At 53.7% G+C, this 13,023-nt stretch carries 10 protein-coding genes; 2 read left to right on the top strand and 8 right to left on the bottom strand.

The features are described 5' to 3' along the window. Positions 1-152 precede the first annotated feature (152 nt). The gene (locus tag C4F51_RS08825) at positions 153-989 is read right to left on the bottom strand and encodes an SDR family oxidoreductase (RefSeq protein ID WP_193909071.1); all 837 of its coding nucleotides are present in this window, start codon (positions 987-989) and stop codon (positions 153-155) included. Between the two features lie 22 nt (positions 990-1,011). Further along, on the bottom strand, positions 1,012-1,812 hold the full coding sequence (locus C4F51_RS08820) for an enoyl-CoA hydratase (RefSeq protein ID WP_193909069.1): 801 nt from the start codon (positions 1,810-1,812) through the stop codon (positions 1,012-1,014). Between the two features lie 144 nt (positions 1,813-1,956). On the opposite strand from C4F51_RS08820, the gene argS reads away from it, so the two are divergent. After that, positions 1,957-3,696, top strand: coding sequence for an arginine--tRNA ligase (gene argS, locus C4F51_RS08815; protein WP_193909067.1), 1,740 nt, complete (start codon positions 1,957-1,959; stop codon positions 3,694-3,696). Between the two features lie 142 nt (positions 3,697-3,838). Here the strand turns inward: argS and C4F51_RS18330 are convergent, their stop codons facing one another. From C4F51_RS18330 to C4F51_RS08795, 4 genes are all read right to left on the bottom strand, one after another. Continuing rightward, on the bottom strand, positions 3,839-5,146 hold the full coding sequence (locus C4F51_RS18330) for a methyl-accepting chemotaxis protein (protein ID WP_193909065.1): 1,308 nt from the start codon (positions 5,144-5,146) through the stop codon (positions 3,839-3,841). A 68-nt stretch (positions 5,147-5,214) separates the two neighbouring features. Beyond that, positions 5,215-5,553: a YqcC family protein gene (locus tag C4F51_RS08805; RefSeq protein ID WP_193909063.1), complete on the bottom strand. Its 339-nt coding sequence runs from the start codon at positions 5,551-5,553 to the stop codon at positions 5,215-5,217. Between the two features lie 115 nt (positions 5,554-5,668). Then, entirely contained in the window at positions 5,669-7,792 is a 2,124-nt protein-coding gene (gene dinG, locus C4F51_RS08800) for an ATP-dependent DNA helicase DinG (RefSeq protein ID WP_193909061.1), read from the bottom strand. A 63-nt stretch (positions 7,793-7,855) separates the two neighbouring features. Continuing rightward, positions 7,856-9,022, bottom strand: coding sequence for a 1-acyl-sn-glycerol-3-phosphate acyltransferase (locus C4F51_RS08795; RefSeq protein WP_193909059.1), 1,167 nt, complete (start codon positions 9,020-9,022; stop codon positions 7,856-7,858). A 274-nt stretch (positions 9,023-9,296) separates the two neighbouring features. On the opposite strand from C4F51_RS08795, the gene C4F51_RS08790 reads away from it, so the two are divergent. Next, on the top strand, positions 9,297-10,574 hold the full coding sequence (locus C4F51_RS08790) for a diguanylate cyclase (protein ID WP_193909056.1): 1,278 nt from the start codon (positions 9,297-9,299) through the stop codon (positions 10,572-10,574). A gap of 74 nt (positions 10,575-10,648) precedes the next feature. Here the strand turns inward: C4F51_RS08790 and C4F51_RS08785 are convergent, their stop codons facing one another. Together C4F51_RS08785 and C4F51_RS08780 are read right to left on the bottom strand one after the other, a co-directional pair. After that, complete coding sequence (locus C4F51_RS08785; RefSeq protein ID WP_193909054.1) at positions 10,649-11,668, bottom strand: aspartate carbamoyltransferase; 1,020 nt, start codon at positions 11,666-11,668, stop codon at positions 10,649-10,651. A 152-nt stretch (positions 11,669-11,820) separates the two neighbouring features. Continuing rightward, positions 11,821-12,981 carry a glycerol-3-phosphate dehydrogenase/oxidase gene (locus tag C4F51_RS08780; RefSeq protein WP_193909052.1) on the bottom strand — a complete coding sequence of 387 codons (1,161 nt, stop codon included), beginning with the start codon at positions 12,979-12,981 and terminating at the stop codon, positions 11,821-11,823. Between the last annotated feature and the right edge of the window lie 42 nt (positions 12,982-13,023).

Below are 13,023 nucleotides of genomic sequence, written 5' to 3'. Positions count from 1 at the left end.
TGGATACATTCCCTGTAGCTCTGACGAGTCGTCCCTGACTCGACAGTTTTGGAACAAGCGTCCTGATGACGAACTTGCCCTGCAATGGCTTGAGGCTTTTTAACAGCCTGCACCTCGTTAACACCCCAAACCAAAAAGTCCCATCAGAGCCATCAATCTGAAATAGACGCGCTATCGCGCTGACTTTTCTCAATGACATCGCCCAGCGTCGAGCCCACTACAGCAACACCGCCCTGCACCCAACCGCCATCGACGGGCAGTATTGCACCGGTGATATAGGCCGCCAGGTCCGACGCCAGAAAAAGACAGGCATTGGCGATATCTTGCGGTGACCCCATTCTGCCCAACGGCACAGAATCAACCACCGCCTTGCGTAAATGGTCGCCGGGCGCCAGCCGCGCCATGCCTTCAGTGCCATCAATCGGGCCCGGGATAATCGAATTAAGACGAATGCCCTCCCCGCCCCACTCCACCGCCAGCGAGCGGGTAATCATATCGACACCGGCTTTGGCAGCGCTCACATGGGATTGAGCCAGCATCGGCAATACGGCCTGCGGCGCCGATATATTAATAATCGACGCGCCCGGCTTTTTCAAAAAGGGATAAACCGCTTTCATCACATGAAAAGTACCCAGCAAATCAATATCAATAACCGATTTGAACGCATTGGCAGACATGGTGCTGGCCAGCGCCGGAAAATTACCGGCAGCGCCTGACACCACCACATCCAGCTCACCCCAGAGTTTATGAAGCTCTGCAACGCCCTCGGCCAGTGCGGCGGCATCGCGCACATCGGCCGCAAAGCCGTGAACCGCCGAAGCTCCGGCTTTACGCAAAGCCGCCAGGGTATCGTCCACTTTTGCTTGCTTGCGGCTGACCACCGCCACACGGGCACCTTCGCGGGCGAACGCTTCGGCGATCCCCCGGTTGATACCGCTGGTGCCGCCGACAACCAGCACCCGTTTTTCAGCAAAATTCAGTTCAGCCATGAAATCCTCCTTTAAGGTTGGCTCAGGAAGCGTTGGAAAAATCGGGCGCGCGTTTTTCAAAAAAAGCGCTGATCGCTTCACGACATTCTGCCGACTGCAGCCCTTCGGCAAAGCCCATAAATTCGGCGGCGATAGCCAGATCAACACCGTTGTTCTGGCTCAGTTTCAGCAAAGCTTTACTGCGCGCCAGTGCTTTGGGTGGCTTGGCCGCCAACCGGGCGGCTTTTTCAAGGCCCGAAGCCAGCAGTTTTGACCCAGGCCAGACGGCATTGACGATGCCCCAATGCTCGGCTTCTTCGGCACTGATGCGCTCACCAAACAACAACAATTCGGCGGCGCGCACATGCCCTAAAAATCGCGGCAATAGATAACTGGATGCATATTCGGGCGATAGCCCCAGATCAATAAACGGTAATTGCAGCCAGGCATCGTCGGCGAGGTATACCAGATCGCAGTGCAATAACATGGTTGCGCCTATACCTACTGCAGCGCCCTGCACCAGAGCCACCACCGGTTGTTCGCTGTGGGCCAGCGCTCGCATAAACCGCACCACCGGATGCGCTTCATGAATTTCCGGTTCATTCATAAAATCTTTCAGATCATTACCACTGGTGAAGGTATCGCCCTCGCTGCGCAGCACAATCACGCGCACATCACTGCTGTTTTTCGCATGAATCAGGGCATCCGCCAAACAGCTGTACATATCCAGCGACAGCGCATTTCGGCGCTCGGGCCGATTCAAGACCAATTGCAAAACACCGCCCTTCAGTGACACCGCGATGCGCTCACTGCTGACCTGAAAATCTTTTAAAAAGGGATGCATAACCCAACCTCCGTATGATTCACGAAAGTATAGCCAGGCAACCGGAGGGTGCTGGATATCGCCGGTAATCCAGTCAAATCTGGCAGCCAAAGCCTGCCACAGGTACAATCAGCAACTTTCTTTTCTGACCCGATGTTGTTTCCTATGAATATTCGCGAATTACTCAACGAACGTGTACTTAAAGCCATGCATGCCTGTGGCGTTCCTGATCATCTGCCGGCGCTGATTGCACCGGGCAAAAAAGCCGGTTTTGGCGACTATCAGGCGAATGGCGCCATGGGTGCAGCCAAAGCGCTGGGCACCAATCCGCGCGAGCTGGCGGCACGTATTGTTGAGCAACTCGACCTGCAAGGTATTGCGGAAAAAATTGAAATAGCCGGCCCGGGTTTTATTAACATCGACCTCGACCCCGACTGGCTTGGCCAGCAGGTAGCCGTGGCAGAGCGCGATGATCGCATGGGGCTGGCAACGGCTGCTCAACCGCAAACGGTGGTGATTGATTATTCCGGCCCCAACCTCGCCAAGGAAATGCACGTAGGACACCTGCGCTCTACCATCATTGGTGATGCACTGGCGCGCCTGCTTGAGCATCAGGGCAACCGCGTTATTCGCCAGAATCACGTGGGCGACTGGGGCACCCAATTCGGCATGCTGATTGCCGAGCTGGAAGAACAACTCGGTGCCGACCGCGAAGCCGGCATGGCTTTGAAAGATCTTGAAGTGTTTTACCAGCAAGCCAAAAAACACTTTGATGACGATGCAGCCTTTGCCGATAAGGCACGTAACTATGTGGTACGCCTGCAATCCGGTGACCCGGCTATTCTGGCGCTCTGGCAGCAGTTCAAGGAAGTGTCACTGCACCATAGCAGCGAAATTTACCAGCAACTCAACGTCACCCTGACCGATGACGATGTGCGCGGCGAAAGTTTTTACAACGAGGAACTGGCACCGCTGGTAACTGATTTGCAGCAAAAAAATCTCGCCGCTGAAAACGACGGTGCGCAGGTTGTTTTTCTGCAGGAACTGGCCGACAAGGAAGGCAACCCGTCTCCGGTTATTATTCGCAAACAGGGCGGCGGCTTTTTGTATGCCACCACCGACCTTGCGGCACTGAAATACCGTGTAGAGGCTCTCAAGGCCAATCGCATTATGTATTTTATTGATGCGCGCCAGTCGCTGCACATGCAGCAGGTTTTCACCATTGCCCGCAAAGCCGGTTATGTGGACAACACTGTCAGCCTGGAACACCTGGCGTTTGGCACCATGATGGGCTCCGACGGCAAGCCGTTCAAAACCCGCACCGGCGGTACGGTAAAACTGGCAGAACTGCTGGAAGAAGCTATTGAACGTGCCACCGCAGTGGTCAGTGAAAAAAATAGCGAGCTGGGCGCCGAAGAAATTAAAGCCATCGCCCGCAAAGTGGGTATTGGTGCGGTTAAATACGCCGACTTGAGTAAAACCCGCACCAACGATTACTTATTCAACTGGGACAGCATGCTCAGTTTTGAAGGCAACACAGCACCCTATCTGCAATACGCTTACACCCGCGTACAAAGTATTTTCCGTAAAGCAGAAATTGACCCGGCAAGCCTGAGCGGCGATATCAGCATTGGCACACTTCAGGAAAAAGTGCTGGCGATTCGTTTACTGCAATTTGGTGAAACGCTGGATCAGGTTGCGCGGGAAGCCTTGCCGCATTTGCTCTGCACTTATTTGTACGATGTTGCCAGTTTGTACATGAGTTTCTATGAAGCCTGCCCTATTTTGAAATCCGATGTCAGCCCGGAGCTTCGTAACAGCCGCTTGCGCTTGTGTCATCTGGTCGCTCGCACCTTGCAACAAGGCCTGGATTTGCTGGGCATTGAAGTGATGGAAAAAATGTAATTATATTTTTTGCTTCAAATAAAAACGCCAGTCAGTATTACTGACTGGCGTTTTTATTGGTGCGGAAATCATTAAAAAATCACCTGACACTTATTGCTGACGCTGCCACATAAATTTTATCAAACAGCAACAACGCGCAACATCAGGGCTTCATCACCTCAACCATTCTGACAAATTGATTAACGCCATTGCGAACATCTGCCAGGCCATGAGCCACTTCGCCAATGCTGTCTTCGCCATGCAGCGCGATACCGGTAATCGCGTTGAGCTTTGCATCAATCTGATTAATCAATGCGGTATTACTTTGCACCACTTTGGTAATTTCTGCGGTTGCTCTTGCGGTATCAGCGGCAAGCTTTCTTACCTCATCGGCAACGACCGAAAACCCCCGCCCCGACTCACCCGCTCTTGCCGCCTCAATTGCCGCGTTTAACGCCAGCAAATTGGTTTGCTCGGCGATGCTGCGAATGGTGGTGACAATTTCATTGATATTGCCTGACTGCGAGATCAAATCAGCACCGATGGCAGAAGCTTCCTTAACCTGGTCGGCAATATGGTGGGACGTTTGAATCGCTTCATTAAGTACAGCCACCGCGTTGGTGGTTATTTGCGAGGTCTGTTCCGAGGTGCTGGCCGCCATGTGCACGGCGGTGATAGCGGTATTTACCCGTTCGGAAATATCCGACGCAAATTTAACGACCTTACAAACCTTGCCTTTTTCATCAAAAATCGGGTTATAGGTGGCCTCCAGCCACACGGTGCCGCCACTGCTATTTTTTCGTTTAAAGCGCCCGGAGAAATGTTCGCCGCTTTGCAGCCGCGCCCAAAAATCCGGCTGATCACGGTAAAAATCGGGTTCACAAAATATCCGGTGATGCTGCCCGGCAATTTGTGCTGGCGAGTAGCCCATAGTGACCAAAAAATTATCGTTGGCTGACAGGATGTCGCCACCGGGCGTAAATTCGATAACCGCCAGCGATTTGTCCAGCGCTTCAAGTACCGAGTTTTTGGTTTTGAGTGCCAGTTGGGATTCAGTGACATCCCGGGCGATTTTGATGATTTTTACTACCCGGTTGCTGTTGTTGCGGACAGGGAAATAATTGGCGGACAAAAAAACCACGCTGCCATCGTGTCGCAGGCGCTCGAAAATTCCGCTAAAGCCTTTGCCCGAGGAAAGATCGTCCCAGAACTTTTTATACTCTGCCGTTTGAATCAGCGACTGATCGCAGAAGATGCGATGGTGCTTGCCCAGCACTTCTTCCCGCGTGTAATTGACCACACCGAGAAAAAGATCGTTGACATCGAGGATGTGGCCCTGCGGATCAAAACTGATATAAGCGGTGTTATTTTCAATAGCGAAGAGATCGTTTGCAGTATCTTGCAAACGGCTGTTAAGTTCAGCAACAACATCATCGTAAGACGCAGCTTTCTTCCAAATAGACATACCCATAGGGCACTCCCAAGTCCGTTTCCATGCTGAATGTCCCCCAGCAATCAGTGTAGACCAAACAGTATTAATTAGTCTGCTTTTTGAACAGCACCGGTCAACAACACATCAATACGCTGCAAGTGGGCAATTAATGGGGAAGTATAGAGATTAACTCCCTGAAAAACCTGCTCTGCCATGGGCGCTACGCCACACACCGCAGGCAAGGGCGCTTTGGCTTCAATCATCGCGTAAAACCGTGGCAGAAAGATAAACTGTAACCACTCCTGAAAGCTGAGGGTGTCCACTGCAAAAGGCTGCTGACTGGCCAAGGCCTCAGGAGACGGCACTTCATCAGACCACAACTGCAATTCGCGCAGCTCTTTTTCAATATCCATGAGGATTTCTGCCAGGGCAATATGTTGACCCATGGTTAAAGTCTCCCGAAAGTTGGTAGTAAACAGGGGCTGCCATGCTTCAAATAACAGCGAATAATTAAAGCGGTAGCTCTCGACCGGAGAGTCAAAATACAACCGCTACCGGGAGCTACTGGATCGACCGGGCAAACGGCGGCAGCGAATCGAGGATCGCTTTACCGTAGCGTTTGCTGACCAGCCGACGGTCCAGCAAGGTGATGCGGCCGCTGTCGCTTTCGGAGCGCAGTAGCCGTCCGCAGGCCTGCACCAGTTTTAGCGATGCATCCGGCACGGCAATTTCCATAAACGGATTGCCACCACGGGATTCCACCCATTCAGACAAGGCCGCCTCGATGGGATCATCCGGTACCGAAAAAGGCAGCTTGGCAATAATAACGTGGCGGCAATAATTGCCGGGCAAGTCTACCCCTTCGGAAAAACTCGCCAGCCCAAAAATAATACTGCGCTCGCCATCATCAATTTTTTTACGGTGGTTGGTAAGAATTTCCTGACGGGATTGATCGCCCTGAATTTGAATGTAGCCGCGTAGTGAGGCTGGCATACCATCAAATACATCCTGCATTTGCCGACGGGACGAAAAGAGCACCAGGGTCGCATCATCACCTTTCATCAGGTCAGGTAAATTATCCAGCAGCGATTTGGTATGCGCCTCGGCGGCGGTGGCATCAATTGCCCAGGCCGGTATTTCCAGCGTCGCTCGGGAGAAATCAAAGGGGCTGGGCACTACCCGGTAGTTGCCATCGGCAGGCGTACCGGCGCGCATTTGAAAGCGATTGAAATTTCCCAACGCGGTCAGGGTTGCCGAGGTAACTATCGCGCCGCAGCAATGATTCCACAGACCGTATTCCAGCGTTTTTGCGGCAAGAATGGGGCTGGAACAGACTTCGATATCCATCGAGCCGGCGTTGTCTACCGGGGTTAACCAGCGCGCCCGGGGAACACTTCCGGCGGCATCCGGTGTGGCGTAACTGGCCCACAACTCGGTGTTGGCTTCGGCGCGGGCTTGCCACAAGCCGATCACCGGGTAGTGATTTTCAAGATCTATTTTCGGCACCGGGCAATGCGCATCTTCCATCGCCTCGGACACTTCATTGGCCATTTTCCCCAACAGCTCGCTCAACCGGGAAAAGCTGCGGTGCAATTCAACGCATTGCATAAGAATGCCGGACGGCACAGCGCCGCCCGGAAAACGGTAATGGTTTTGGCGCTCGGCAAGAGAAATCTCCTGCGCCAGCGCCTCGAACTGCGGCCATAAATAATCGAGATGCCGTTTGCAATCCATCAATGCCGCGGGCAACTGCTCGGCGAAGCGATCCAGGTTCCCTGCCCCGCTGATATGCCCGAGCATGGCACCGAGGTTTTTATTGCATTGATCCAGCCATTTGCCGGTCGATAACAAGCGGCTGTGGTGGGCAAAATGCGAGAGCGCTTTTTGCGGCAGATGATGGCCTTCGTCGAAGACATAAATAGTATCGGCCGGTGCCGGCAGAATAGCGCCGCCCCCCAGGGCCAGATCGGCCAGCACCAGGTCGTGGTTGGTGACAATACAATCCACACTGTTAAGCGAGTCGCGCGCTTTGAAAAAGCTGCACACAGAAACATTGGAACAGCGCCGTCCGGTGCACTGGCGATGGTCGGTAGTGATTACCTGCCATTCGCTTTGCTCCAGCGCCTTGGGCCAGGTATCGCGCTCGCCATTCCATTTATTGGAAGCCAGAGCTTCTACCATCGACTGATACAAGTTGACGCTTTGTGCCGTGACACCGGGCATCTCGTCTTCGTATAAGGCTCGGGTGGGGTTCAGCCCACTCTCGTATTCGCTGAGCAGGTTGTCCAGTTTCGACAGGCATAAATAACGGCCACGACCTTTCGCCAGGGTGAAGTTAAAAGCCAAGCCGCTGTGCTGGCGTAGTTCGGGAAGATCCTTATTAACAATCTGTTCCTGCAAGGCCACGGTGGCCGTGGAGACAACCAGTTTTTTGCCCATGGCTTTGGCGATGGCAATAGCCGGGAGCAAATAGGCCACCGTTTTGCCGGTGCCGGTTCCCGCTTCTACCACGCACACATGGCCACCGCCCACGCGGTGGTTTTCGTCATCCAGCTCAATGTTGCCGATAGTACGGGCAATTTCAGCAATCATCATTTTTTGACCGTAACGGGCTTTCATGCCCTTACTTTCAAGAAACTTGCTGTAGCTGGACTGGATCTGTTGTTTCAGTTGATCTGTCAGCATAAACACCACACCGGCGGCCTGTTATCAGTCGCATGGCGGGCGGGGGAAATCAGACGTAAACGGTCAGGATGCATTCTCTACCTGTAATGATTGCTGGCTGAGTACCGGGTTGGCGTACATCGCCAGGGCGATATCGCGCCAGGCATCCGGTATGGCCGCCATTCTCGCTTCAAACGCGGCTTTGGCTTCGGGGAGTTTATCGGCATCAAAAGGAATTTGCCGGTCAGAGTAACGCAGGCCTTTTGCCTCATGACCAAGCATTTGCCAGGCAAAACAATTGCTACTGTGCAAGACATAGTTGGCGATCACCTGGCGGTCGATTTCCCGCACCACGTCATCATCATCTGCATAATGCCCTTTTAATACTTCACCAAAGGCGACATGCACATGGCCCTTTTGACCGGTAATACCGGCGGCGATGCTTTTTACATCTTCATGCTCTTCTTTCTGATAGCTGCCGGTGGTCTTTTGCTGGTAAAGCTCGCGGGCTTTGGCGGCATCGCAGGGGTCGTACTCATAAGAGATAGAAACCGGCACAATGTTCAATGCATGGACATATTCATTGAAATCCATGGTTTTTGGCTTGTTCAGGGTCAACATGCCAACCACTGCCGAATTGGTTTTGTCCTTGCCGTCTTTGGCCCGGCCTTCGCGCTGGGCGATCCAGATATTGTGCGCATCGTTAACGATGGAATGATGGATATAAGCGGAGAGCTGGCGCGCCGCTTTGAACTTCTCCCGGGGAGCCTTGGCGGAGCGATTGACAATAAAGCTCTTGTTCAAGCGCATCAGGTCAGAGACATAGGGCTTGGTTAGCAGGTTGTCGCCAATGGCGATACGCAACGTGTTGGCTTCGCTGTGGTAGAGGCTCCAGTTAACGAACGCCGGGTCCATGGTGATATCCCGGTGGTTGCTAATAAACAGATAGGCACCTTTGGGGTCCAGCTGGTCAAGGCCGGAGATGGTCAACGCGGTAGTGGTGTTGCCGATCATGCCACTCATATAGCGTTCAACCACGTGCTGGAAATCTGCCACGGTGTGAACCTGGGACAATTGACGATTCAGCACCCGCCGCACCAGTGGCCGTAACAACCATCCCATATAACGGTGTAACCGGGGAAACTTCAGTTTTGAGATAGCGTTGGCCAATTCAGGATCGGCGAGGATACGGTCCAGTACTTCACGCACTTCGGCATCGTCATAAGGGCGAATATTGTCAAAATCGGTCATCTATGAGGTCACTTCACTATTAACAGAAGGGGCAGTACAGCCAGAGGATTGCCGGGCGCGGAGGCGCATCAAAATAGCCGCACAACATACCGAAAAGCGCCTTAAAATTCCACTATCACGCTGATAGGGATTTTTGTGCCAAATGCCACTGGCGCGCAAATCATTGCTGACCTACACTGTTGATCAAGACGACAAAACCGTTCTGACAGGGCCAGAGGGCAATCCCCTCGTTGGCAGATAACAATGACAGGTCATAGGGAATTTCGGCTTTCGTATGAATATATTGCTGGTTGAAGATAGCGCAACATTGCGCCATGCCATGAGTCAGTACATCAGCGCCGCCGGCCACACCCCGGTACTTGCCCGTAGCGGCGAGGAAGCCCTGCAGATGCTGGAAGACACCGGCATCGATATGGTGATCATGGATGTGGAGATGCCAGGCTTGAACGGCTTTGAAACCACCCGTCTGATTCGCGAATGGCTGGGCGAGCATTGGATTCCCATTATTTTTGTCACCGGCCTTAACGACGACGAAAACTACCGCGAAGGCATTGAAGCCGGTGGTGATGATTACCTGATCAAACCGGTCAGCTCTATTATTATTCAGGCCAAAATACGGGCCATGGAACGCATTACCAGCATGCGCGACCAGTTGAACCGCTTGAACCAGGAACTGGAAGCCCTCAGCCAGCTGGACAGCCTCACCCACGTCTTCAACCGCCGCACATTCACTGAAAAGGCTCGCCAGCAATGGCTGATTTCTGCCCGCCAGCAATTGCCGCTCGGCGCGCTGATGATCGACGTGGATCATTTCAAACTCTACAACGACCATTATGGCCACCCGGCGGGTGACAGCTGTCTGATCAAAGTTACCGAAGCGATTAAAAGCTGCCTGCAGCGCCCGGCTGATTTGCTGGGGCGTTACGGCGGTGAAGAATTTATTGTCGTGCTGCCGGATACCGACCGGAACGGCATGACTACCGTCGCCAATGCCATCGTGGAAAAAGTCCAGTCGCTGCAACTGGAGCATCTGGTATCCCCCACCCTGCCGGTGGTGACTGTCAGCATTGGTGGCTCCAGTTGTGAGAGAACCGCCGGGTTCTCCCTGGAGCAACTGATTCGCTCGGCGGATAAGGCCTTGTATCAAGCCAAACGCAGCGGCCGCAATCAAAACATCATCAGCGAGATTGCCAGCCATCACACGATTCTGGTGGCAGAAACCATTCCCGAGCAGCTGGATAACATCAGCTTGCTGTTCGGCTCCCACTTCAATTTGCTGACCACCGACAATGTGCTCGAAGCGGTAGAAATTACCCGTACCATTCAGCCTGACCTGGTGATTATTGATCACCGCATTGCCAAAAAGTACGATTGCCTGTTTTTAAGACACCTGAAACGCTCACCGGAGCTGGCGCTAACGCCTTTGCTATTGTCGGTGGATGAAATAATGAATGACTTTGACTCGCACTTGCCATCACTCAACGTGCGGATGATTCCACGGCAGGAAGACAATGCAGATTTACTGGAAAAGGCGCAGGAATTACTGGCCTGAGACGCAGAAATCCGGCGCGGATAAAACGTGAAGAGAGATGCCGGCCTGTGTTCAGGCCGGCATTGAAACAGCGTTTATACCTGATTGCGCAAGGCGTTGTACCAGCGCACGTCGCGGGAATATTTTTCTACCTGATCAACCACGTCCAGCACCAGCGCAAACAGCGCCATACGCACCAGCACGCCGTTGTCCGTCTGGCGGAAAATCGCCAGGTTCGGGTTGGCATTCAAATCGTTATCCAGCTCATTGGCTTCCTGACGCGAATCGCGTGGCAAAGGATGCATAATCACGGTGTTGGGTTCGCAATATTCAGTGTAAATACTTTGATTCAAACGGAAGCGGCCACGGTAGAGGTCAGCTTCGTTCTTGCTGGTGAAGCGCTCTTCCTGAATACGGGTTGAGTAGGCAATATCAATCCTGGAAATACTGGTTTGCAGGTTGTCGGTAACGACCACCTGATGACCGGCGTTGCGCAAGCCTTCTACCAGGTACTCCGGCATCGACAGCTCTTGCGGCGAAACCAGCGTAACCTGCACGCGATCAAACAGGCACAGCAATTTACACAGCGAGTGCACCGTCCGGCCATGTTTGAGGTCACCAATCATGGCGATTCGCAGCCCGTCGAGGGTGCGGCCTTTGGAGCGCAGCTCCTTGCGGATGGTGTACAAATCCAGCAACGCCTGAGTCGGGTGCTCATTGGCACCATCACCGCCGTTAATCACCGGCACACGGCTCGCCTGAGCAAACTCGGCCACTGAACCGGCGGCCGGATGGCGCATACAAATCACATCGCTATAACCGGACAATACCCGCGCGGTATCGTACAGCGACTCACCTTTGGTGATGGAGGAGCTTTCGAAACCGGTAGTTTCGCGCACATCGCCGCCCAGCAGGTTAAACGCCGAGCCAAAACTGACGCGGGTGCGGGTACTGGGTTCAAAAAACATATTCCCCAAAATTGCACCTTCGAGCACGCGGGTCACCCGGCGCCGCAGCGCATAGGGTTCCATGGCATCAGCCACGTCAAATACGCGCTGAATATCTGCTCGTTCAAATTGTTCAATGGAGAGAATATGGGAACCGGTAAAATTCACTGTGAATCCTCAGCGCAGTGCGCGAATATTCGGAAGGAGACGGGAAAAAACGGCGCTATTCTAGCGCCGCATGAAGCCTACGAAAACAGGCTTTGATCAAATTGATGGAGGAATCTCCGAATACGGCGGCAAACTACCCCGGTTCAGGTTGCTCAACCCAGTGGTAGCGAGGCGGTATTGGCCTTGGGGGTGCGCTTGGGCAACACGCCTTTGAGGCGTTTCATCACTTGCAGGGCCGTCGCGCGGTAAGTCGTCAGCTTGCCGCCCATCACCGACAACACCATCGGCCGTTGCTCATCATCTACCGAGATTAAAACCTCCCGCGAGCGGGAAAAAGCCGACTTCTCGCTGCGTGGCAACACCCGCAGCCCGGCAAAGCTGTTGACTGGTACCGAGGTCAAATCCAGCGCCGGAAAATAAAACGCCAGGGTTTCCAGTAAATACGCCTGCTCGCTAGCCAGACAATGCGACAGCTCAGGCGCCTGGTGATGCGGTGTTTCCGTGGTGCCAACCAGTAATTGCCCCTGCCAGGGCAATACAAAAATCGCTCGCTGATCGCTGGGCGATTCGAGATAAAAATACTGTTTCAATAATGGCGGCAACAACAAGTGGCTGCCTTGCACCAGCTCTACCGGTGAAGTCGACATCGCCGGTTGCACGCCATTGATCACCTGGTTGGCCCAGGGGCCGGCACAATTGATCAGGGCACGGGCTTCCAGAGTTTGTTGCGCGCCCTGATTTTCAATGTGAACCAGACAGGAGCCGGCACGGCGTTCGGCGGCAACGAAGCGGGCAGGAATCAGCGTTTCAGCGCCCAATGACACCGCCGATGCCAGCACCGCACGCGTCAAGGCGGCATCATCGGTTTGGGCTTCGTAATATTGATACACGGCGGTGAGCCCTTCCTGCTTCAACCCCGACAACTGCCGCCATTGTTCGGCTGGCAAGGATGAAAACCGGTTAGCCTGGCGCAAGCCGCCGAGCAAGGCATAGAGCGAAAGGCCGAGGCGAATTTTCCAGGACGGGCGCGTCGAATGTTCGTAGACCGGTATATGCAGCGGTTGCAAGCACACCAGATCCGGGGCAATTTTCAGTAAAATGGCCCGCTCGCGCAGGCTTTCGCGAACCAGCCCCAATTGCCCGCTTTCCAGATAACGCAAACCGCCGTGAATCAATTTTGAAGATTTACTGGAGGTCGCCGCGGCGATTCCGTCCTGCTCTATCACTAACACCGAATAACCGGCCGCTGCTGCTGCCTGGGCTACCCCTGCGCCCTGTATTCCTGCGCCCACGACAACGAGGTCATAATGCATCCGAATCTCCTGTGGTTAAATCTTACCGGCCCAACCGGCTGT

This window comes from Cellvibrio polysaccharolyticus, assembly GCF_015182315.1.
In the GTDB taxonomy this organism is placed as follows: domain Bacteria; phylum Pseudomonadota; class Gammaproteobacteria; order Pseudomonadales; family Cellvibrionaceae; genus Cellvibrio; species Cellvibrio polysaccharolyticus.
The sequence above is the reverse complement of the archived record's forward strand: the minus strand, read 5'-3'. Positions and strand labels throughout refer to the sequence as shown.

What these genes read in the sequence shown, in the direction of transcription:
- C4F51_RS08825 (WP_193909071.1), bottom strand. Translation starts at nt 989, where the DNA reads ATGGCTGAACTGAATTTTGCTGAAAAACGGGTGCTGGTTGTCGGCGGC.
- C4F51_RS08795 (WP_193909059.1), bottom strand. Translation starts at nt 9,022, where the DNA reads ATGACCGATTTTGACAATATTCGCCCTTATGACGATGCCGAAGTGCGT.
- C4F51_RS08805 (WP_193909063.1), bottom strand. Translation starts at nt 5,553, where the DNA reads ATGGGTCAACATATTGCCCTGGCAGAAATCCTCATGGATATTGAAAAA.
- C4F51_RS08780 (WP_193909052.1), bottom strand. Translation starts at nt 12,981, where the DNA reads ATGCATTATGACCTCGTTGTCGTGGGCGCAGGAATACAGGGCGCAGGG.
- C4F51_RS08820 (WP_193909069.1), bottom strand. Translation starts at nt 1,812, where the DNA reads ATGCATCCCTTTTTAAAAGATTTTCAGGTCAGCAGTGAGCGCATCGCG.
- argS (WP_193909067.1), top strand. Translation starts at nt 1,957, where the DNA reads ATGAATATTCGCGAATTACTCAACGAACGTGTACTTAAAGCCATGCAT.
- C4F51_RS08790 (WP_193909056.1), top strand. Translation starts at nt 9,297, where the DNA reads ATGAATATATTGCTGGTTGAAGATAGCGCAACATTGCGCCATGCCATG.
- C4F51_RS18330 (WP_193909065.1), bottom strand. Translation starts at nt 5,146, where the DNA reads ATGGGTATGTCTATTTGGAAGAAAGCTGCGTCTTACGATGATGTTGTT.
- dinG (WP_193909061.1), bottom strand. Translation starts at nt 7,792, where the DNA reads ATGCTGACAGATCAACTGAAACAACAGATCCAGTCCAGCTACAGCAAG.